The following is an 18,670-nucleotide window of genomic DNA, read 5'->3' as shown; positions in this document are numbered from 1 at the left end:
CGGACCATGCTCATCGCGTTCTCTGTCGCCCCGTCCGGAGTCGGTGCCGTCTCGGCGGAGAACCCCGACGGATCCGTGCACGATGCCGTCGCCGCGGCGGTGTCCGTCGTACGTGCGTCGGGGCTGCCGCACCGCACGACCTCGATGTTCACCGAGATCGAGGGGGAGTGGGACGAGGTGTTCGACGTCGTCAAGCGCGCGACGGATGCCGTGCTGCCCTACGGCTCCCGCGTCTCGCTCGTGCTGAAGGCCGACATCCGCACCGGCCGCACCGGCGAGATCGACGGGAAGATCGAGCGCCTCGAGCGCGCGATCGACGACGCGTCCTGAAACGCCGCCCGCCGCCCGCGGTGTCGGTGCCGCGGCGTCCGTGGCCGGGGCGTGCGTGGCCGGGGTGTCCGTGCCGGGGCGGCGTTTCGGGTGCGGCGTTGCGCGCCGGCATCCCTCGATAAACGCTCCCGCTCGGCATAAACGCTCTCTCCGGTCGTTTATGCCGAGCGGGAGCGTTTATGTGCCCATGCTGCCCGTAGGGCGCGGCGCTGAGGCGGCGCGGGCGCGGCGCGCCGAATCGATTCGACACGGCCCGGGGCGGGCCGCTAGCATCGCGGAGTGACCTCTTCGACGACCTCGAAGGGTGCGGCGACGCGGGCGCTCCTTTCTCTCGCCATCGGCAGTTTCGGTATCGGCATGACGGAGTTCGTCGTGATGGGCCTCCTGCCCAACATCGCGCGCGACCTTCTCCCCTCCGCCTGGGCCGCCTCGCCCGACGACGCCATCGCGCAAGCGGGCTGGCTCGTGTCGCTGTACGCGCTCGGCGTGGTCGTCGGTGCGCCGACGATCGCGGGGTCGGTGGCCCGGTTCCCGCGGCACCGCGTGATGATCGTGCTCGCCGCCGCCCTCGCCTTCTTCACCCTGCTGACCGTCATCGCCCCGACGTTCGAGCTGGTCGCGGCATCCCGGTTCCTCGCCGGACTCCCGCACGGCGCCTACTTCGGCATCGGCGCGCTCGTCGCGGCCGACGCCCTCGGCCCCGGCAACCGTGCCAAGGGCGTCGCGTTCGTGCTCACCGGCCTCACGATCGCGAACGTCGTCGGTGTGCCTCTGGGTACGCTGCTCGGCCAGCAGGTCGGGTGGCGCGCGGCCTTCGCCGTCGTGGCCGGCATCTTCCTGCTCGCGACGCTCAGCATCGCCCTCTTCGTGCCCGCCCATCCCGGGATGCCGGGACGCCGACTCCGCGACGAGCTGCGGGTGTTCCGCCTCGGCCAGGTCTGGTTCGCGCTGGGCATCGGCGCCATCGGGTTCGGCGGATTCTTCGCGATGTACAGCTACATCGCACCCATGGTCACCGATGTCGCGGGGCAACCCGAGTGGGTCGTGTCGCTGGTCCTCGTGATCGTCGGGCTCGGGATGACGGCGGGGAACGTCGTCGGCGGCAGCCTGGCCGACAAAGACCTCCGGTTCTGGCTCCGCGTGGGTCTCGTGTCCCTCGCCGTGGCATCCATCGGGCTCGCCCTGACCGCGGGGTGGATCGTGAGCCTCGTGGCGTTCGCGTTCCTCGTCGCGTTCTGCGGCTCGGCGCTCAGTCCCGCGATCCAGACCCGGCTCATGGACGTCGCGGAAGACAACCAGTCCATCGCGGCGGCGCTCAACCACTCCTCGCTCAACATCGGCAACAGCCTGGGCGCGTTCCTCGGCGGCCTCGTCATCGCCGCCGGTCTCGGCCTCGTCGCCCCCGCCTGGGTGGGCGCGGCGCTGGCGCTCGCGGGCCTCGTGGTCGCGCTCATCTCGTACCGCGTGGAGGACCGCAGCGGTCGTCACCCCGGACACCGGATGCCGGCGGCCGAGGCCGCGACCACGGCGATCACCGGCTCCATCCCGACGCAGGGCTGACCCCGAGGTCGCAGGCCGCGTTCTGGGCGCGGCGCCGAGGTTTCGGTGTCCAGGACACGCGGATGCCGCGGGCTCGCGTCCGCGTGTTCTGGACACTCAACCGATGTGGTCGACCCCGCTGCGCGCGACGCGGCGGCGGGTGCGGCGCCTCGGGCATCGGCATCCGGATCAGGCGGAGAACAGCCGCCGCAGGTGGTGGTCGACGGCGGCGGTCTCGATGAGGAAGCCGTCGTGGCCGAAGTCGCTCGTGAGGACGACCGCCTGATCCCCGTCGAGGGTGTTCCGGATGCCGCGGGCGATGCGATGCTGTCCGTCGACGGGAAACAGCCGGTCGGTGTCGACCCCGAGCACCAGCGTTGTGGCCGTGACACGGCGCAGGGCGTCCTCGACGCCGTCCCGATCGCGCCCCACGTCGTGGGAGTTCATGGCTTCGGCGAGCGTGAGGTAGCTGTTGGCGTCGAAGCGGCGGGTGAATTTGTTGCCGTGGAAGTCGAGGTACGACTCCACCGCGAAGCGCCCGCCGTGCCCGAGCGGACTCACACCCGACTGCCACGACCGCTGGAACCGCTGGTTGAGCTCGGTGGGGCTGCGGTAGCTCAGCATCGCCATGCGGCGGGCGAGGGCGAGCCCGCGGTGCGGGCCGTCGCCGTCGGCGGCGTCGTAGAACGCCCCGCCCGCGAAGCGCGGGTCCATCCGGATCGTGTCGGCCTGCACCGTGTTGAGGGCGATCTGGTCGGCGGTCGTGACCGGCGGGGAGGAGAGGATCGCGGCGCGCTCGACCCGGTCGGGGTGTCCGACGGCCCATTCCAGGGCGTGCATGCCGCCCATGGATCCGCCGATGACCGCGGCCCAGCGATCGATCCCGAGGGCGTCCGCCAGCAGCGCCTGGGCGCTCACCTGGTCGCGGATCGTCAGATACGGAAACCGCGCGGCCCACTCGTAGCCGTCGGGCGCGATGCTCGCCGGTCCGGTCGAGCCCTGGCATCCACCCAGCATGTTCGGGGCGATCACGAACCAGCGATCGGTGTCGATCGCGGCGCCCGGCCCGACGAGGTCGCTCCACCACCCGGCGGTGGGGTGCCCGGGACCCGCGGAACCGCGGACGTGGCTGTCGCCGGTCAGTGCGTGGAGCACCAGGACCGCGTTGTCGCGGGCGGGGGAGAGCTCGCCCCACGTCTCGTAGGCCAGGCGGAAGCCGGGCAGGCGCTCGCCGTTCTCGGTCCGGAACTCGCCGAATGCCGCGAAGCGCCGATCACCGACCGGGTCGCCGTCGCGCCACGCGCCGGTCGCCGGCGGCCGGCCGAGGAGGGACCGGGCGTCGGCCTCCGTGATCGGCGCCGACGGCACCGTGTCTTCGGAGATCTGCCAGTCCATGGCATCCATTCTCCCGGGTCGCATCGCCCGCGAAGCGACTGTTACGCGCTTGTCCAGCCCCGGTTCGCGGCGCGCCCTGTCGGCATGATCGAGGCATGGCGAACTTCCTCCTCATCGCGGCCTCGAGCGACATCGGCGGGGCAACGGCCCGACGCCTGCGCGACGCGGGCCATCGTGTGATCACGACCGCCCGGGACTCGTCGGTGATCGAGCCGGACGTGATCCTGGATGCCACCGACTTCGACGCCGTCGACCGCACCGTCGCCGAGGCGGGCGAGCTCGACGGCATCGCGGTCTTCGCGGGGTCGATGCTGCTCAAGCCGGCCCACTTGACCTCGCGCGAGCAGTACGACGGCATCGTCGCCGCGTCGCTGACGACGGCGTTCGCGGCGGTGCGCGCGGCCGGGAAGCGGATGCGCGGCGGCGGTTCCGTGGTGCTGACGTCGTCGGCCGCGGCGCTCGCGGGCCTCGCGAATCACGACGCGATCGCCGCCGCGAAGGCCGGGGTGATCGGCCTGACGCTCTCGGCCGCGGCGAGCTATGCGAGCCAGGGGCTGCGGATCAACGCCGTCGCCCCCGGCCTCGTGCAGACGCGGCTGACCGAGGGCCTCACCGCGAGCGAGACGTCGCGGAAGGTCTCCGAGGCGATGCACCCGCTCGGCCGGCTCGGCGAGCCCGACGACGTCGCCCGGGCCGTGGAGTTCCTCCTCGACCCCGCCAACGCGTGGATCACGGGCCAGGTGCTGGGGGTCGACGGCGGTCTCGGCAGCCTCCGCCCGCGGCAGCGCCTCTGACGTCGCGCGTGCCCGCGCGAGCCCGCGCGAGCCCGCGCGAGGGGTCAATATCTGTCGCTTCCGGCACTCGGAAGCGACAGATATTGACCCCTCACGCCCGTGGTCGCGAGGCGGACGCGACGACGCCCCGACCCGGCGGACCGGGGCGGGGCGTCGAAGGGAGCGCGGCTCAGGCGCGGGCGGCCTCGGACAGGCGCCGCGCGGCGGCGAGGGCCTGGTCGAGGTCGGCCTTGAGGTCGTCGATGTTCTCCAGGCCCACGGACAGGCGCACGAGGCCGGGCGTGACGCCCGACGTGAGCTGCTGCTCGGGGGTGAGCTGCGAGTGCGTCGTCGAGGCGGGGTGGATGACGAGCGAGCGCACGTCGCCGATGTTGGCGAGGTGGCTGAACAGCGTCAGCGAGTTCACGAACTCGCGCCCGGCCTCGACGCCGCCCTTGAGCTCGAACGACAGCACCGCGCCGACGCCCTTGGGGGCGTAGTTGTTCGCGGCCGCATACCAGGGCGAGGTGGGCAGGCCCGAGTAGTTCACGCTCGCGACGTCGTCGTGCGCCTCGAGCCACTCGGCGATCTCCTGCGCGTTCTGCACGTGGCGCTCGATGCGCAGCGACAGCGTCTCGAGGCCCTGGATGAGCAGCCACGCGCTGTTCGGCGAGATGGCGGCACCCAGGTCGCGCAGCAGCTGCACGCGCGCCTTGATGATGTACGCGAGACCGTCGCCCACGGCCGTCGTGTACGACGCGCCGTGGTACGACGGGTCGGGCTCGGTGAGGCCGGGGAACTTCTCGACGTTCTGCGACCACGCGAACTTTCCACCGTCGACGATGACGCCGCCGATGGTCGTGCCGTGTCCGCCGATGAACTTCGTGGCCGAGTGGATGACGATGTCGGCACCGTGCTCGAACGGACGGATGAGGTACGGCGTCGCGATCGTGTTGTCGACGATGAGCGGCACGCCGCTCTCGTGCGCGACGTCGGCGACCGTGCGGATGTCGAGCACGTTGATCTTCGGGTTGCCGATGGTCTCGGCGAAGAAGAGCTTCGTGTTCGGGCGGACCGCCGCGCGCCACGCCTCGGGGTCGTCCTGGTTCTCGACGAACGTCGTCTCGATGCCGAGCTTGGCGAGGGTGTACTTGAACAGGTTGTACGTGCCGCCGTAGATCGAGCTCGACGAGACGATGTGGTCGCCCGCCTGCGCGATGTTCAGGACCGCGAACGTCTCCGCCGCCTGGCCGCTCGCGACCAGGAGGGCGCCGGTGCCCCCCTCCAGCGCGGCGATGCGCTGCTCGACGACGTCCTGCGTGGGGTTCTGGATGCGCGTGTAGATGTTGCCGAACTCCGCCAGCGCGAACAGGTTCGCGGCGTGGTCGGCGTTGTCGAACACGTACGACGTGGTCTGGTAGATCGGCGTCGCCCGGGCCTTGGTCACGGGGTCGGGCTGTGCGCCGGTGTGGATCTGCTTGGTCTCGAAACGCCAGTTCTCGGGTGCCGACACGGCTGCTCCTCAAATCTTCGGGGACCGCGACGGATGTCACGGCCTCCAGCGAGCGTAGGCACCCCGGATCAGCGAGACAACAGGCGGGACACGGGCCGTAACGTGAGCGCGCGACCCGTGTCATCGGCCGCCGGTAGCGTGGATGCCATGACGAGACGTGCTGTGGTGACCGGGGCCAGTTCGGGGATCGGCGAGGCGACCGCCCGCGAGTTGCGGGCGCGCGGCTGGGACGTGGTCGGCGTGGCCCGGCGCGCGGAGCGGCTGGCGGCGCTGGAGGCCGAGACGGGCGTCGTCGCGCACGTCGCCGACCTCACCGACGGCGACGCCGTCGCGACCCTCGCCGGGTGGCTGGAGGAGACGGGCGGCGTCGACGCGCTCGTCCACGTCGCCGGTGGCGCCCGCGGCACCGACCGCGTCGAGGACGGCGATCCCGAGCAGTGGCGCTGGATGTTCGAGGCCAACGTCCTGTCGTCGCAGCGGCTCGTGGCATCCCTCCTCCCGCTCCTGCGTCGCGCGGCCGAGAGCGAGGGGCACGCCGACCTGCTGTTCGTCACGTCGACCGCCGCGCAGACCGCCTACCCCGGTGGTGCGGGCTACAACGCGGCGAAGGCCGGAGAGCACATGCTCGTGGCGGCCCTGCGGCAGGAGCTCAACGGCGAGCCGCTGCGCGTGATCGAGATCGCGCCCGGCATGGTGCGCACCGAGGAGTTCACCCTCAACCGCCTCGGGGGCGACCAGGAGGGGGCCGACAAGCTGTACGAAGGAGTCGAGGCGCCGCTCGTGGCGGAGGACGTCGCCGACGTCATCGCCTACGCGCTCGACGCTCCGGGTCACGTCAACCTCGACCTCGTGACCGTGCGGCCGGTGGCCCAGTCCGCGCAGCACCTTCTCGCGCGCGGGCCGCTGCGGGTGCGCTGACGCTCAGCGCACCTCGCCGGCCACGGCCTCGGGAGCGTCGGCGAACGCGACCTTGGGGACGAAGAACAGCAGGACGGCGGCCAGGAACCCGCCCGCCGCGCAGATCGTCCACACGGTGATGTAACCCGCGAGCGGGGCGGCGGTCGCCGCGACGGCCGCACCCGCTCCCCCCTCGAGCACCACCCCGAACACCGCCGACGACATGGTGCCGCCGATGGTCTTGGTGGTGTTGGTGAGGGCGGATGCCACGCCCGTCTGCCCGCGCGGAGCTGCGGCTGCGGCCGCCGCCGGCATGGCCGCGACCAGCGCGCCCGAGCCGAGGCCGGCGATCGCGAGGCACAGCAGCACCTCCCACAGCTCGGTGTGGAGGGGGAGGAGGAGCACGTAGCCCAGGCCGACCAGGGCCGCGGCCCCGATCAGCACCACGCGGGGACTGGCGCGGCGCGAGGTGACGGCGAACACGATCGCGCCGATGATCAGCGAGACCAGGTACACGCCGATCACGTTCGAGCGGTCGGTGGCATCCAATCCGAGTCCGTAGCCGAGCGATCGGTCGGTGCCGGCGTACGTCGCGAGCGGACCCTGGGCGCCCAGGAGACTGATGCCGACGAGGAACGACGTCGCCTGCACCGGCCACATCTCGGGGCGCCGGAGCACGCGGATGTCGACGGCCGGGTCGTCGCGTCGCAGCTCGAACCGGACGAACACGACGAGCAGCACCGCTCCGACGACGAGGAGAGGAACGATCACCGCGGGACCGGGACCGGCGGGAAGCCGCACGAACGACAGCGCGCCCGTGAGACACAGCAGGGCGGCGGCGAGGAGCACGAACCCGCCGACGTCGAGGCGCCGGGTACCCGGCATCCGCTCCGACTCGGGCACGCCGAGCCAGATCACGAGCGACACCAGCGTGACGGCGATCGCCGGGATCATCAGCGCCAGCCGCAGGTTGCCGCCCGTGGCCGCGAAGAGGCGCCCGGCGGCGAGGGCACCCGCGATCGCGCCGACCTGGAGACCCACGACGAGGAGTCCCGCGGCGCGGCGCGTCTGGGACACGCCGCGGCTCTGCCGCCGGCCGCGGTCGAAGATCAGCGCGATCTCCAGCGGCAGCCACACGACGTAGAAGCCCTGCAGCGCCCACGCGGCGAGGAACGTCGGGAACGTGTCGGCGAACACCAGCCACCAGCTCGCCGCCGCCGTCGCGAGCGCGGAGATCAGCAGGATGCGCTTGTGCCCGAACACGTCGCCGAGTTTCGCCAGCACGGGGAGCACCAGCGCCGAGAGCAGCAACTGCGCCGCCTCGAACCAGTTGACGTCGGCATCCCGGATGCCGAGGTGCACGACGATGTCGGGGAGGAGGGGCACGTAGTACCCCTGCAGGATGCCGCTGGCGAGCTCGACCAGCACGAACCACCCGATGAGGCCCGCGGTCACCCCGAGCGCGGACCCGCGCACCCGACCGACCGCGCCGGAGACGCGCGACATGGCGCGAGGCTAGCACCGCGCGGGGGACACCCTAGGGTGAAAGGCACACGAAGAGAGGGGATCCGCGTGGCGGAGACGACGACCGACGAGCGCGAGCGACTGACCTGGGACGACTTCGGGGTGGCGACGCGCGACATCTCCCGGGCGATCGTCGCCGACGGCTTCCACCCCGAGGTGGTGGTCGCGATCGCGCGCGGCGGACTGCTGCCCGGCGGTGCCATCGCCTACGGTCTCGGCGTCAAGAACTGCGGCGCCCTCAACGTGGAGTTCTACACCGGCATCGGCACGGTCCTCGATGCCCCCGAGGTGCTGCCGCCCGCCCTCGACCTGTCCTACCTCGCGGGACGCCGCGTCCTGCTCGTCGACGACGTCGCCGACAGCGGTCGCACGCTCGACCTCGCCGTGAAGCTCCTCAACGCCCAGGGCGCCGAGGCTCGCTCGGCCGTCATCTACACGAAGCCGACCACCATCATCACGCCCGACTACGCGTGGAAGGACACGTCGCTCTGGATCGACTTCCCGTGGTCGTTCCAGGGGTCGGTGCACGAGGAAGACGCGGCGTGACGGCGAAGTCTCTCGCCGAGCTCGCGGACGCGGGCCTCATCGACTCCTCGTGGGTCGAGCCGCTCTCGCCGGTGGCGGGCGACATCGCCGACATCGGGGCGCGACTGCGCGCCGAGGGGAAGCCGTACCTGCCGGCCGGCGACCTCGTGCTGCGGGCGTTCCGGACCCCGATCGACGCCGTTCGCGTGCTCATCGTCGGGCAGGATCCGTATCCGACACCGGGGCATCCGATCGGTCTGTCCTTCGCCGTGGACCCGCACGTGCGGCCGCTGCCCCGCAGCCTGTCGAACATCTACCGCGAGCTGTCGGACGACCTCGGCATTCCTCCCGCGCCGCACGGCGACCTGTCGGCGTGGGCCGGGCAGGGCGTGATGCTGCTGAACAAGGTCCTCACCGTCGCCCCCGGGGCGCCGGCATCCCACCGCGGGTGGGGCTGGGAACGCGTCACCGAGCACGCGATCCGCAGCCTGGTCGCGCGGGACGCGCCGCTCGTCGCCGTGCTGTGGGGGAGGGATGCCGCGAACCTCACGCCGTTGCTCGGCGACACCGCGATCGTGTCCTCCGCGCACCCGTCGCCGCTCTCGGCCAGCCGCGGGTTCTTCGGTTCCCGGCCGTTCTCGCGGGTGAACGCGCTGCTCGAGGAGCAGGGAGCCGCACCCGTGGACTGGAGCCTCCCCTCCTGACGCGCGGATCCGCGATCCGCGGGGTTACCCGCGCGAAACCGGTGCCCCCGTAGAGTGGCTCGCGTGCTGGAAGAGGAGTACGAGAAGAGTCGGCGGAGGCTGCCGGCGCACCTACGTCGTGCACCGGAGCCGGAGCGACCGTTCTCGTACGTGATCCGCCCGGCCACCGAGGGCGACATCCCCGACATCCGCGAGATCTACAACTACTACGTCCGCAACTCGGTCGTGACGTTCGACGAGAAGCCCTGGTCGATCGCCCGGTGGCGCGAGAAGTTCGACAAGCTGAAGCAGATCGACCTGCCGTTCCTCGTCGCCGAGGCGCCGAGCGGACAGATCCTCGGCTACGCGCTGGTGCAGCCGTGGCAGTCGAAGTCGGCGTACCGGTACACGGTCGAGAACTCGATCTACCTGGGCCAGGCGGCATCCGGTAAGGGGCTCGGACGCGCGCTGCTGGAAGCCCTGATCGACGCGTGCGCCGAGAAGGGGATCCGCGAGATGGTCGCGGCCATCAGCGACAAGGGCGCGGAGGCGTCGATCGCCCTGCACGAGAAGCTCGGGTTCACCGAGGTCGGCCGGATGGGACGCGTCGGCTTCAAGTTCGGCCGGTGGCTGGGCGTCGTCTACCTCCAGAAGAGCATCCCGTCGAAGAAGAAGCGCCGGAAGCTGTTCGGCTGAGGGCGGGTCAGCGACCGCCCCTTTTCGGCGTCGCGGACTGACGGACCTCGTCGACGAGCACCCGCCACGGTCCCTCCACCTGCCCGTCGCTCAGTTGCGCCCGGCGTGTCGCAGCGTCGCCCTCGTCGACTTCGATGCGCCACTGGTAGCGGTCGGCGCCCGGGGATGCCGCGGGGACGGCGTCCCACGGGCAGCTCTCGACGAGCCGCCGCCAGTGCGGTCGGTGATCGGGTGCGGGTTCGGTCCGCCACTGCTTCGACAGACCGGCGATGCCGCCCGAGCGCACGACGACGATGACCATTCGGTCGTCGCTCGTGTCAGGCTCTGGCATCCTTCGTGACGCCCACCTCGGCCCACGCGGCGCGGACGGCGTCGACCTCCTCCGAGGTTCCACCGTACTCCGCGGTCGCTGTCGCGAGCGTGGCCGCCGCGAAGCCTGCGAAGTCGGTGGCGGGGGACAGCGACCCGGAGGTCAGCGTCCGGTACCAGATGGACCCGGCCCGCTCCCACGCGTTGCCACCGAGCCGGCTCGCCACGAGGAAGAACGCGCGATTGGGGATGCCGGAGTTGATGTGGACGCCGCCGTTGTCGTCGGAGGTCTCGACGTAGTCGCGCATGTGCCCGGGCTGCGGGTCCTTGCCGAGCACGTCGTCGTCGTCGTACGCGGTGCCGGGGGCGGACATCGAGCGCAAGGCCGTGCCCTGCACGTCCTCGGCGAAGATACCGGCCCCGATGAGCCACGTGGCTTCGTCGGCGGTCTGCCCGAGCGCGTGCTGTTCCGCGAGGGCGCCGAACACGTCGGAGAGCGACTCGTTCAGCGCGCCCGACTGCCCCTGGTACTCCAGGCCGCCGGCGGCCTCGGTCACGCCGTGTCCGAGCTCGTGGGCTATCACGCTGAGCGACCGCGTGAAGCCGGTGAACACGTCACCGTCGCCGTCGCCGAACACCATGCGCTCGCCGTTCCAGAACGCGTTGTCGTAGTCGTCGCCGAAGTGCACGGTCGCCAGCAGTGATCCGCCCGCGCCGTCGATGCCGTCGCGCGCGAACGCGTCCCAGAAGAAGTCGAACGTCGCGCCGAGTCCGTCGTACGCCTCGTCGACCGATCGGTCACCGGTGGGGCCATCGTCCTCGGTGCGGACGCGTCGTCCGGGCAGCCGCTCCGTGTTCGCGGCATCCGAGATCACGCGATCGGGCGCGGGCACGGTCTCGGCAACGAGCGCCCCCTCGTCGATGGACAGGCGCAGCCGTGTGCGGACGGGGCGCGCGGGACGCGGGACGGTGAGGGTCTTCCGCGCCGCGGCCGCGGCCCGCGCGAGGCGCGGATCGTCGGTCGTCGCGAGCCGATCGAGGAGGAAGGGGGGAACGATGCCGGGGGTCATGCGGCGAGGCTAACGCGGGCCACCGACACGTGGCATCCCTTGTGGAGAACTCGTGCGGAGCCCTCAGGCGGGGAGCGTGGGCACCGACGCGAGGAGCTGCCGCGTGTAGGCCGCCTGGGGCTGCAGGAGGACCTTCTCGGTCGGTCCCTGCTCGACGATCCGGCCGTCCTTCATCACGACGACCTCGTCGCACACGTTCTGCACGACGCCGATGTCGTGCGAGACGAGCACGAGCGTCAGCTGCTGCTCGGCGCGCAGGTCGGCGAGGAGCCGCAGGATCTGCGCGCGCACCGTGACGTCGAGGGCTGACAGCGGCTCGTCGCCGACGAGGATGCGCGGGCGGTGCACGATCGCGCGGGCCAGGGCGATGCGCTGGCGCTGGCCGCCCGAGAACTGATGCGGGAAACGGTCCGCGGCATCCCGGTCCAGACCGACCTGCTCCAGCACCTCGCGCACGCGGGCCCGTCGGTCACCCTCGATGCCGAGCGCCCACAGCGGCTCCCCGACGATGCGGCCGACGCTCATGCGCGGGTCGAGCGAGGCGTACGGGTCCTGGAACACGATCCCGGTGCTCCGCCGCAGCCAGTGCAGCGACCGCGCCGAGCCGCGGGCGTCGACGGGGCGTCCCTCCACCTCGACGGTGCCCCCCGTGGGGATGTCCAGCCCGAGCAGCAGGCGCACGAGGGTGGACTTGCCCGACCCTGATTCGCCGATGATCCCGACCGCCGAGCCTGCGCGGACCGAGAGATCCACATCCTGCAGGCCGGCGGTGCGTTCGGCGCGGCCGAATCCGCGCGTGCGGGGGGTCAGATACGTCCGGGACAGGCCCCGGGCGTGCACGATCACGTCGCTCACGGTGCGCCCTCCTCGTCGCGTCGGATCTCCGGATGCCACAGCGTCGCGGTCGCATCCCGCAGGAGCGCGCGCGTGACCGGCGACGCGGGGGAGCGCAGCAGCTCCGCCACCGCGCCCTCCTCGACGACGCGCCCGTGCTCGAGCACGACGGCGTGGGTCGCGACCTGCGCGAGGACCGCGAGGTCGTGCGTGATGAAGACCAGCGACATCCCGGCATCCTGAACCAGAGAACGCAGGAGCGACAGGATGCCGGCCTGGATCGTCACGTCGAGCGCGGTGGTCGGCTCGTCGGCGATGAGCAGCCGGGGACGGCACGCGAGGGCCATCGCGATCGCCACGCGCTGGCGCTGGCCGCCGGAGAGCTGGTGCGGGTAGCGCGCCACGATCCGCGCGGGGTCGGGGAGCGCGACGCGTTCGGCCTCCGCGACGGCGCGGCGGAGCGCCTCGCGCCGCGAGAGACCCTCGTGGATCCGGATCGACTCGCCGATCTGACGCCCGACGGTGCGGATGGGGTTCAGGGCCGTGCGCGGCTCCTGGAAGACGATGCCGATGTCGTCGCCGCGCAGCCGCGCGAGCTCGCGGTCGGGGAGCCCGAGGATCTCGCGGCCGTTCCAGCGGACGCTTCCCGTGGCGGTCGCGGCATCCGGGAGCAGGCCCAGCACCGCGAGGGCCGTCAGGGACTTGCCGGACCCAGATTCGCCGATGAGTCCGACCCGGGCGCCGTCCGGGACGGTGAAACTCACGCCGTCGACGACCGCACGACCCCCGATCTCGATGTGCAGGTCCGCCACCTCGAGGCTCACGCGACCACCCCCGGGACGTGGGTCCGGGCCTGCGGCGTCCGGTCGGAGAGGGTCGGATCGGCGGCCTCGCGCAGCGCGTCGCCGAGCAGGTTCAGGCCGAGCACCGTGAAGGTGATCGCGAGGCCGGGCCAGACCACCGTCAGTGGGTGGACCGAGATGTAGGACTGGAGGTCGCTCAGCAGCACGCCCCACGACGGTTGGGTGATCGGCGCGCCGAAGCCGAGGTAGGACAGGCCGGCCTCCGCGAGCACCGCGACGGCCATGCCCCACGACAACTGCACGATGAACACCGGCGCGACGTTCGGGAGCAGATGCCGGACGAGGTTCTGCGCGGGGCTGAGCCCGCTCGCGCGCCCGGCCAGCACGAAGTCGCTCTGCAGTACACGGCGCAGCTCCGGCCGCGTCACGCGCGCGATGTTCACGCCGAACCCGATGCCCACCGACCAGATCACCACCGCGAGCGATCCGCCCCAGACGGCGGTGATCATCATCGCGATGATCAGCACGGGGAACGCGACGAGGATGTCGACGAGCACGGCCACGCTCTCCCGCACCCACCGCGCCGTGAGAGCGCCGAGGGCTGCGAGAGCGAGACCGAGGAGGGATGCCACGACCCCGGCGCCCACCGCGACCACCACGGTCGTGCGGGCACCCGCCATGAGCAGGCTCAGGAGGTCGCGTCCGCTGCCGTCAGTCCCGAGGACGTGCGGCCAGGACGGATCGGTCCAGCGGGCGCGCGCGTCGACGGTCCCGGGATCGAACGGGGTCCACACGAGCGACACGATCGCGGTGAGCAGGATGACGGCGACGACCAGGATGCCGAACCGTCCCGTGCCGATGCCCCACAGCCGACGCAGCGTCTTCATGCGGCCTCCCGCTGACGGGGGTCGAGTAGACGGTGCACGAGGTCGACCAGGAAACCCACCACGAGGACGAAGCCGGTGAGGGCGAGCAGTTCGCCCTGGACCTTCGGGAGATCCCGAGCCGCGACGTCGGCCACGAGCATCCGCCCGATCCCGGGGAGCGTGAACAGCTGCTCGATCACGACCGCGCCCACGATGATGCCCGCGATCTGCAGGCCGAGGACGGTCACGACGGACAGACCGACGTTGGGGAGGCCGTGCGACAGCAGGGCGCGCGTGCGCGTGAGTCCCTTCGCGGCCGCGGTGCGGACGTAGTCCTGACCCATCGCCTGCAGCGTCGCGCTGCGGACGAATCGCAGCAGCATCGCGCCCTCGACCACGCCGATCGTGACGGCCGGGAGGACGAGCGCGCGGAACGCCGCCGCCGGATCGTGCCACCCCGAGCGCGGGAAGCCCTGCGGCGGCAGCCACCCGAGCCACACGGCGAAGACGACCACGAGCATCATGCCGGCCCAGACCACCGGGACCGCGGCCAGCGCCTGCGCCCCGACGCTGAGCGCGGTGCCGTCCGCGCGACCGCGGCGCAGCGCCGACAGCACGCCGAAGGGGAGACCCACCACGAGGGCCACCGTGAGCGACATCGCGGCCAGCGGGACGGTGACCTGCGCCTTGTCGGCGAGTTCAGAACCCACCGAGACGCCCGTGATCAGCGACGTGCCCAGGTCTCCGCGCAGCACCCCGCCGATCCAGTCGCCGTACTGCTGCCAGAGCGGCAGCGTGAGCCCGAGGTTCTCGCGCAGCGCGGCGATCTGCTCGGGCGTCGCCTGCGTCCCGCCGAGGAGCAGCGCGACATCGCCGGGCAGGACCCGCAGCGACAGGAAGATCAGCACGCTCGACACGGCCAGGCCCAGAACGAGCAGGCCCAGCCGTGTCAGCGCGTAACGGGTCACTCCGACGAGACCGTCACACCCGCCAGCGGCAGACGCACGTTGAGGGAGTTCTTCGGGAAGTTCGCGACGTTGTCGGCCACCGCGGTCAGCGGGGCCGAGAGGAACAGCCAGTCCGCGGCATCCTCGTCGGACACGATGCGCGCGGCCTCCGCCAGGTAGTCGGACGACTGCTGTTCGTCGGTGGTGGCGAGGGCCTGCGCGTACAGACTCTGCACCTTCGGGTTGTCGTAGCCGAAGTAGTACGACGGGTTGGCGAAGTTGCCGAAGTCGCGGGCCTCGACGTGGCGCACGAAGCTCAGGTCGTAGTCGTGGTTGGTGTAGACGTCCTTGAGCCACGTGGGGAAGTCGACCGACTTCACCTCGAGCTTGACGCCGACGTCCGCGAACGACGACACCAAAAACGTCGCGATCGTGCCCGGGTAGACGCTCGGGATCGTCAGCGTCAGCGAGAGGTTCGAGGCGCCGGCTTCGGCGAGGAGTTGACGGGCCCGGTCGGGGTTGTACGAGATGCTGCCGGAGAGGTCCTCGTAGCCCGGGTCGAGCGGCGGGATCGGGCCGTACAGCGTCTGGCCGGAGCCGAGCGTGTCGATGAGCGCCTGGTGGTCGATCGAGAGGCGCAGCGCTTCGCGCACGCGCTGGTCGTTGAGGGGTGCGCGCGCATTGTTGAAGGCGAGCGTGCCCTTGTCGGTGGTGAGGCCCGACTCGATGTGGAAGCCTGCCGCTCCGTCGAGCTGGCTCTTCAGTTCGGGGTCGATCTCGAGGGCCGCGTCGACGTCGCCGCTGACGGCCGCGTTGATGGCGGCGCTCTGGTCGGGGATGTAGTCGAGCACGACCTCGGCGACGCCCGCCTTCTCGCCCCAGTAGGCGTCGTTGCGGGTGAGCGTCAGGCTCTGACCGGTGTTCCACGACGAGACCGAGAAGGGCCCGGTGCCGTTCGTCGAGGTCTCGAAGTTGGTGGTGTCGTTGCTCTTGAAGATCAGCCCGGCCCGGCCGGTGAGCGCGAAGAGGAAGTTGATGTCGGGCTGCGCGAGCGTGATGACGACCGTCGTCGGATCGGTCGACGTGATGGAGGCGACACCGGCGAGGTCGCCGCTGCTCTGGACCGACGCGTCGTCCTTCGCGGTCTGGAGCGACGTGACGACGTCATCGGCGGTCAGCGCGCTGCCGTCGTGGAAGGTCACGCCCGGACGCAGGGTGAAGGTGTAGGTGAGGCCGTCGGAGGACACCTTCCAGTCCGTCGCGAGCTCGGGGACGATGGCGTTGCCGTCGTCGCCGTTGCGGGTCACGAGGCCCTGGTAGACGTTGTCGACGAGCGCCTGGTCGAGCGCGGCGCCGCTGGTGTGGCGGATGTCGAGGTTCGACGGTTCCAGCGACAACCGGACGGTAAGGGTGGCGTTCGGGTCGGGGACGCCCGTCGCCGTGGGCTGGGACGTGGTCCCGGTGCAGGACGTCAGCAGGAGTGCTCCGATCAGGAGCGCGCTCGTGGCGAGAGCGGTACGGCGCAGCATTGCGGGAGTGTCCTTTCGCAAGACCCACGGCATCCGAGTGCTGTGGAGCCGTGGGGTGGGGTGGATCCAGCCTACTTTCACCCGTTGCTCCGGGCGCCCGTGTGACCTTTCGCGACGCGCTCTCAGGCGCGCTCGAGCCGTTCGAGCACGAGCGCCGCGAGGCCTGTGGGGTCCTCCTCCTGGACGTTGTGTCCGGTCGCCACCGTCCGGACTTCCGCAGCCTGCGCCCGCCGGACGAGTTCATCGGCGTCCTCCGCCGTGACGAAGCCGCGCTCGCCGCGGACGAAGAGGATCGGGGCGCGGACCGCCTCGATGTCGTCCCAGCCGGTCGACGCGAGCACCGCCCGCACGGCATCCGGGGTTCCGAGGTCGGCGCCGCTCGCCGCGGCCGCCGCGGCCAGGTGGGCGAAGTGGTGCTTCCACTCCACACGCCCGTCCGGGCGCACGCGGGTGTTCAGGAAGACGCCGCGTTCGGCGGCCTCGCGCGCGCCGCCGAGACCGAACGAGAGTGCCTTCTCGACGAGTTCCTCGCGCGTGGCCCAGTCGGTGGGGCCGGCGAAGAAGGCGCGCAGCTGGGCCGGGCCGCCGCTGGGATCGATGCCGGGCGTGATGTCGACGATCACGACCTGGGCGACGAGATCCGGACGGGATGCCGCCAGGGCCGCGGCCGTGAGGCCGCCCAGCGACTGCCCCACGACGACCTGCGGACGGTCCGTCCAGGCTTCGAGCGCGGCAGCGATATCGGGCGCGAGCACCCGGCCGACATAGGCGGCATCCTCGCGCCACGACGAGTCGCCGTGCCCCGCGAGGTCGAGCGCGAGGGCCGGCACGCCCAGGTGGAGCAGCGTCGTGTCCCACGTGTGCGCGTTGAGTCCCGCGCCGTGGAGGAACGTCGCGACCGGCGGGGCGTCGCCCCAGCGCAGCCCGCTGAGGGTGCGTCCGTCCGGCAGCGTGAGGCTCACCCGGGCGACGCGCGGCACATCGACGCCGGCGCCGGCGGCCTGGGCGGGGAGGAAGGAGAACTCGTCGGTCTCGGGCATGCCGCCCAGCCTTCCACCCGGTTCCGCCGGTCGCCAGCGGGCGGACTCCGACGGACACACGGGACCCTCCGGGATTCGGATGCCGCCCCGCCCGGCGTCCGAGGACCGCCCTAGGCTGTCCGCATGAGCGAGGAACGACGCGTGCACCTGTCGAAGAAGGCTCCCGAGGCGTACGCCGCGCTGCGGTCGTTCTCGAAGGCGGTCGGGGGTGTCGCGGCCGCCGCGGGCATCGACGCGCGGCTCCGCGAGATCGTGCAGATCCACGCGTCGCAGCTCAACGGCTGCGCCTACTGCGTCCGCGTCCACGTGGACGGGGCGGTCGCGGCGGGGGTGGATGCCGACACCATCGCGCAGATCGCGACCTGGCGCGAGTCGGGGGTGTTCGACGAGCGGGAGCGCGCGGCGCTCGAGCTCACCGAGTCGTTCACGTTCATCCACGAGGACGGCATCCCCGACGAGGTGTACGACCGGGCGGGCGGCATCCTGAGCGAAGCCGAGTACGTGGCGCTCAGCTGGATCCTCGTCGCCATCAACGCCTTCAACCGGGTCGCGATCGCGGGGCGGTACCCGGTACCGCCGCGCGCGGGCGCCGGTGCCGCGCCGTCGCCGGTGGCGCACGAACACGGGGGGACCGCGTGACGTCGCTCGTCTCGGGTGCGCTGAACTTCCGCGACGTCGGCGGACTTCCCGCCGGCGCGGGGCGCACGCGCTCGGGGGTGCTCTACCGCTCCGGCAACCTCGTGCGGGTCGACGACGCCGGTCTGCGCACGCTCGACGGCCTCGGCCTGCGGCGCATCGTCGACCTTCGTGATGACGACGAGGTCCGGTGGGAGCCCAGCCGGCTCGACGGCCTCGACGTCGAGGTTCGGCGGGTTCCCCTGTTCCTGGGGTCGGTCGAGTCGTTCTTCGAGCGGGACGTGAGCCTGGGAGAGCTGTACGACGAGCTCGTCGAGGGTTCCGCGGATCGCATCGTCGACGCCGTGCGCCAGATCGCGGGAGCGCAGCCCGTGCTCATTCACTGCACCGTCGGCAAGGACCGCACGGGCGTCACGGTCGCGATCGCGCTCGCCGCGGCGGGGGTGGACCGGGACGCCGTGGTGGAGGACTACGCCCGCACCGAGGGGCTCCTCCCCGCCGAACGCAATCGCCGGGTGGTCGCCGGCATCCGGTCGCTGCATCCCGAGATCCGGCACGCCGAGGAGCTCGCCACCCGCTCTCCGGCTCCCGTCATGCGGGCGCTGCTGGAGCGCCTGGACGCGAGGTACGGTTCGCCCGCCGACTTCCTGCGGGCGCACGGTCTGACCGAGGTCGAACTCGACCGCCTGCGAGCCGCGCTCGTCGAGTGACGGACCCGCGCCCAAGGGCTCTACACAGGTTAGGCAACCCTTCATCGCGGG

20 protein-coding genes are annotated in these 18,670 nt (G+C 71.8%); 9 read left to right on the top strand and 11 right to left on the bottom strand.

The window, feature by feature from the left end; genetic code table 11:
• Positions 1-6: 6 nt before the first annotated feature.
• Positions 7-330: a thiamine-binding protein gene (locus AVW09_RS10925; RefSeq protein ID WP_063258096.1), complete on the top strand. Its 324-nt coding sequence runs from the start codon at positions 7-9 to the stop codon at positions 328-330.
• 279 nt (positions 331-609) lie between these two features.
• Positions 610-1,890: an MFS transporter gene (locus AVW09_RS10920; RefSeq protein WP_063258095.1), complete on the top strand. Its 1,281-nt coding sequence runs from the start codon at positions 610-612 to the stop codon at positions 1,888-1,890.
• Between the two features lie 168 nt (positions 1,891-2,058).
• Here AVW09_RS10920 and metX read toward each other — a convergent pair whose 3' ends face one another.
• Positions 2,059-3,264 carry a homoserine O-acetyltransferase MetX gene (gene metX, locus AVW09_RS10915; protein ID WP_063258094.1) on the bottom strand — a complete coding sequence of 402 codons (1,206 nt, stop codon included), beginning with the start codon at positions 3,262-3,264 and terminating at the stop codon, positions 2,059-2,061.
• Positions 3,265-3,359: 95 nt separating this feature from the next.
• Here metX and AVW09_RS10910 point away from each other — a divergent pair, with 95 nt between their 5' ends.
• Positions 3,360-4,058 (top strand): SDR family NAD(P)-dependent oxidoreductase, encoded by a 699-nt coding sequence (locus tag AVW09_RS10910; protein ID WP_063258093.1) that lies wholly within the window; start codon positions 3,360-3,362, stop codon positions 4,056-4,058.
• A 169-nt stretch (positions 4,059-4,227) separates the two neighbouring features.
• Here the strand turns inward: AVW09_RS10910 and AVW09_RS10905 are convergent, their stop codons facing one another.
• A complete protein-coding gene (locus tag AVW09_RS10905; RefSeq protein ID WP_063258092.1) occupies positions 4,228-5,550 on the bottom strand; it encodes a bifunctional o-acetylhomoserine/o-acetylserine sulfhydrylase in 1,323 nt (440 codons plus the stop codon).
• A gap of 147 nt (positions 5,551-5,697) precedes the next feature.
• Here AVW09_RS10905 and AVW09_RS10900 point away from each other — a divergent pair, with 147 nt between their 5' ends.
• Positions 5,698-6,468: an SDR family oxidoreductase gene (locus tag AVW09_RS10900; protein WP_197462612.1), complete on the top strand. Its 771-nt coding sequence runs from the start codon at positions 5,698-5,700 to the stop codon at positions 6,466-6,468.
• Positions 6,469-6,471: 3 nt separating this feature from the next.
• Here AVW09_RS10900 and AVW09_RS10895 read toward each other — a convergent pair whose 3' ends face one another.
• The gene (locus tag AVW09_RS10895; protein ID WP_063258090.1) at positions 6,472-7,953 is read right to left on the bottom strand and encodes an MFS transporter; all 1,482 of its coding nucleotides are present in this window, start codon (positions 7,951-7,953) and stop codon (positions 6,472-6,474) included.
• A gap of 66 nt (positions 7,954-8,019) precedes the next feature.
• Here AVW09_RS10895 and AVW09_RS10890 point away from each other — a divergent pair, with 66 nt between their 5' ends.
• The 3 genes from AVW09_RS10890 (at position 8,020) to AVW09_RS10880 (ending at position 9,875) form a co-directional block, all read left to right on the top strand.
• On the top strand, positions 8,020-8,517 hold the full coding sequence (locus tag AVW09_RS10890; protein WP_063258089.1) for a phosphoribosyltransferase: 498 nt from the start codon (positions 8,020-8,022) through the stop codon (positions 8,515-8,517).
• Positions 8,514-9,200, top strand: coding sequence for a uracil-DNA glycosylase (locus tag AVW09_RS10885; RefSeq protein WP_063258088.1), 687 nt, complete (start codon positions 8,514-8,516; stop codon positions 9,198-9,200). Before AVW09_RS10890 ends, AVW09_RS10885 begins: the two co-directional genes overlap by 4 nt.
• A 63-nt stretch (positions 9,201-9,263) precedes the next feature.
• Positions 9,264-9,875: a GNAT family N-acetyltransferase gene (locus AVW09_RS10880; RefSeq protein ID WP_063258143.1), complete on the top strand. Its 612-nt coding sequence runs from the start codon at positions 9,264-9,266 to the stop codon at positions 9,873-9,875.
• A 7-nt stretch (positions 9,876-9,882) separates the two neighbouring features.
• Here AVW09_RS10880 and AVW09_RS10875 read toward each other — a convergent pair whose 3' ends face one another.
• The 8 genes from AVW09_RS10875 to AVW09_RS10840 form a co-directional block, all read right to left on the bottom strand.
• Entirely contained in the window at positions 9,883-10,206 is a 324-nt protein-coding gene (locus AVW09_RS10875) for a protealysin inhibitor emfourin (RefSeq protein ID WP_156496059.1), read from the bottom strand.
• On the bottom strand, positions 10,193-11,254 hold the full coding sequence (locus AVW09_RS10870; RefSeq protein WP_063258086.1) for a M4 family metallopeptidase: 1,062 nt from the start codon (positions 11,252-11,254) through the stop codon (positions 10,193-10,195). The genes AVW09_RS10875 and AVW09_RS10870 overlap by 14 nt, the downstream gene beginning before the upstream one ends.
• A gap of 63 nt (positions 11,255-11,317) precedes the next feature.
• Entirely contained in the window at positions 11,318-12,109 is a 792-nt protein-coding gene (locus AVW09_RS10865) for an ABC transporter ATP-binding protein (RefSeq protein WP_063258085.1), read from the bottom strand.
• Entirely contained in the window at positions 12,106-12,912 is an 807-nt protein-coding gene (locus AVW09_RS10860; RefSeq protein ID WP_063258084.1) for an ATP-binding cassette domain-containing protein, read from the bottom strand. The genes AVW09_RS10865 and AVW09_RS10860 overlap by 4 nt, the downstream gene beginning before the upstream one ends.
• Positions 12,909-13,778: an ABC transporter permease gene (locus AVW09_RS10855; RefSeq protein WP_063258083.1), complete on the bottom strand. Its 870-nt coding sequence runs from the start codon at positions 13,776-13,778 to the stop codon at positions 12,909-12,911. Before AVW09_RS10855 ends, AVW09_RS10860 begins: the two co-directional genes overlap by 4 nt.
• Positions 13,775-14,725, bottom strand: a complete 951-nt coding sequence (locus AVW09_RS10850; RefSeq protein WP_063258082.1) for an ABC transporter permease — start codon at positions 14,723-14,725, stop codon at positions 13,775-13,777. The genes AVW09_RS10855 and AVW09_RS10850 overlap by 4 nt, the downstream gene beginning before the upstream one ends.
• Positions 14,722-16,233 (bottom strand): ABC transporter substrate-binding protein, encoded by a 1,512-nt coding sequence (locus AVW09_RS10845; protein ID WP_063258081.1) that lies wholly within the window; start codon positions 16,231-16,233, stop codon positions 14,722-14,724. Before AVW09_RS10845 ends, AVW09_RS10850 begins: the two co-directional genes overlap by 4 nt.
• Before the next feature lie 122 nt (positions 16,234-16,355).
• Positions 16,356-17,273 carry an alpha/beta fold hydrolase gene (locus AVW09_RS10840; RefSeq protein ID WP_063258080.1) on the bottom strand — a complete coding sequence of 306 codons (918 nt, stop codon included), beginning with the start codon at positions 17,271-17,273 and terminating at the stop codon, positions 16,356-16,358.
• A gap of 123 nt (positions 17,274-17,396) precedes the next feature.
• On the opposite strand from AVW09_RS10840, the gene AVW09_RS10835 reads away from it, so the two are divergent.
• Both AVW09_RS10835 and AVW09_RS10830 read left to right on the top strand, forming a co-directional pair.
• On the top strand, positions 17,397-17,912 hold the full coding sequence (locus AVW09_RS10835) for a carboxymuconolactone decarboxylase family protein (protein WP_063258079.1): 516 nt from the start codon (positions 17,397-17,399) through the stop codon (positions 17,910-17,912).
• Positions 17,909-18,619, top strand: a complete 711-nt coding sequence (locus tag AVW09_RS10830) for a tyrosine-protein phosphatase (RefSeq protein WP_063258078.1) — start codon at positions 17,909-17,911, stop codon at positions 18,617-18,619. The genes AVW09_RS10835 and AVW09_RS10830 overlap by 4 nt, the downstream gene beginning before the upstream one ends.
• The last annotated feature ends 51 nt before the right edge of the window (positions 18,620-18,670 follow it).

The organism is Microbacterium sp. T32 (assembly GCF_001619615.1).
Lineage (GTDB): Bacteria > Actinomycetota > Actinomycetes > Actinomycetales > Microbacteriaceae > Microbacterium.
This window is presented reverse-complemented; position numbering and strand designations above follow the sequence as displayed.

Coding starts and splice junctions, on each gene's coding strand:
- AVW09_RS10895 (WP_063258090.1), bottom strand. CDS start 7,953: ATGTCGCGCGTCTCCGGCGCGGTCGGTCGGGTGCGCGGGTCCGCGCTC.
- AVW09_RS10925 (WP_063258096.1), top strand. CDS start 7: ATGCTCATCGCGTTCTCTGTCGCCCCGTCCGGAGTCGGTGCCGTCTCG.
- AVW09_RS10840 (WP_063258080.1), bottom strand. CDS start 17,273: ATGCCCGAGACCGACGAGTTCTCCTTCCTCCCCGCCCAGGCCGCCGGC.
- AVW09_RS10875 (WP_156496059.1), bottom strand. CDS start 10,206: ATGCCAGAGCCTGACACGAGCGACGACCGAATGGTCATCGTCGTCGTG.
- AVW09_RS10910 (WP_063258093.1), top strand. CDS start 3,360: ATGGCGAACTTCCTCCTCATCGCGGCCTCGAGCGACATCGGCGGGGCA.
- AVW09_RS10900 (WP_197462612.1), top strand. CDS start 5,698: ATGACGAGACGTGCTGTGGTGACCGGGGCCAGTTCGGGGATCGGCGAG.
- AVW09_RS10845 (WP_063258081.1), bottom strand. CDS start 16,233: ATGCTGCGCCGTACCGCTCTCGCCACGAGCGCGCTCCTGATCGGAGCA.
- AVW09_RS10835 (WP_063258079.1), top strand. CDS start 17,397: ATGAGCGAGGAACGACGCGTGCACCTGTCGAAGAAGGCTCCCGAGGCG.
- metX (WP_063258094.1), bottom strand. CDS start 3,264: ATGGACTGGCAGATCTCCGAAGACACGGTGCCGTCGGCGCCGATCACG.
- AVW09_RS10870 (WP_063258086.1), bottom strand. CDS start 11,254: ATGACCCCCGGCATCGTTCCCCCCTTCCTCCTCGATCGGCTCGCGACG.
- AVW09_RS10855 (WP_063258083.1), bottom strand. CDS start 13,778: ATGAAGACGCTGCGTCGGCTGTGGGGCATCGGCACGGGACGGTTCGGC.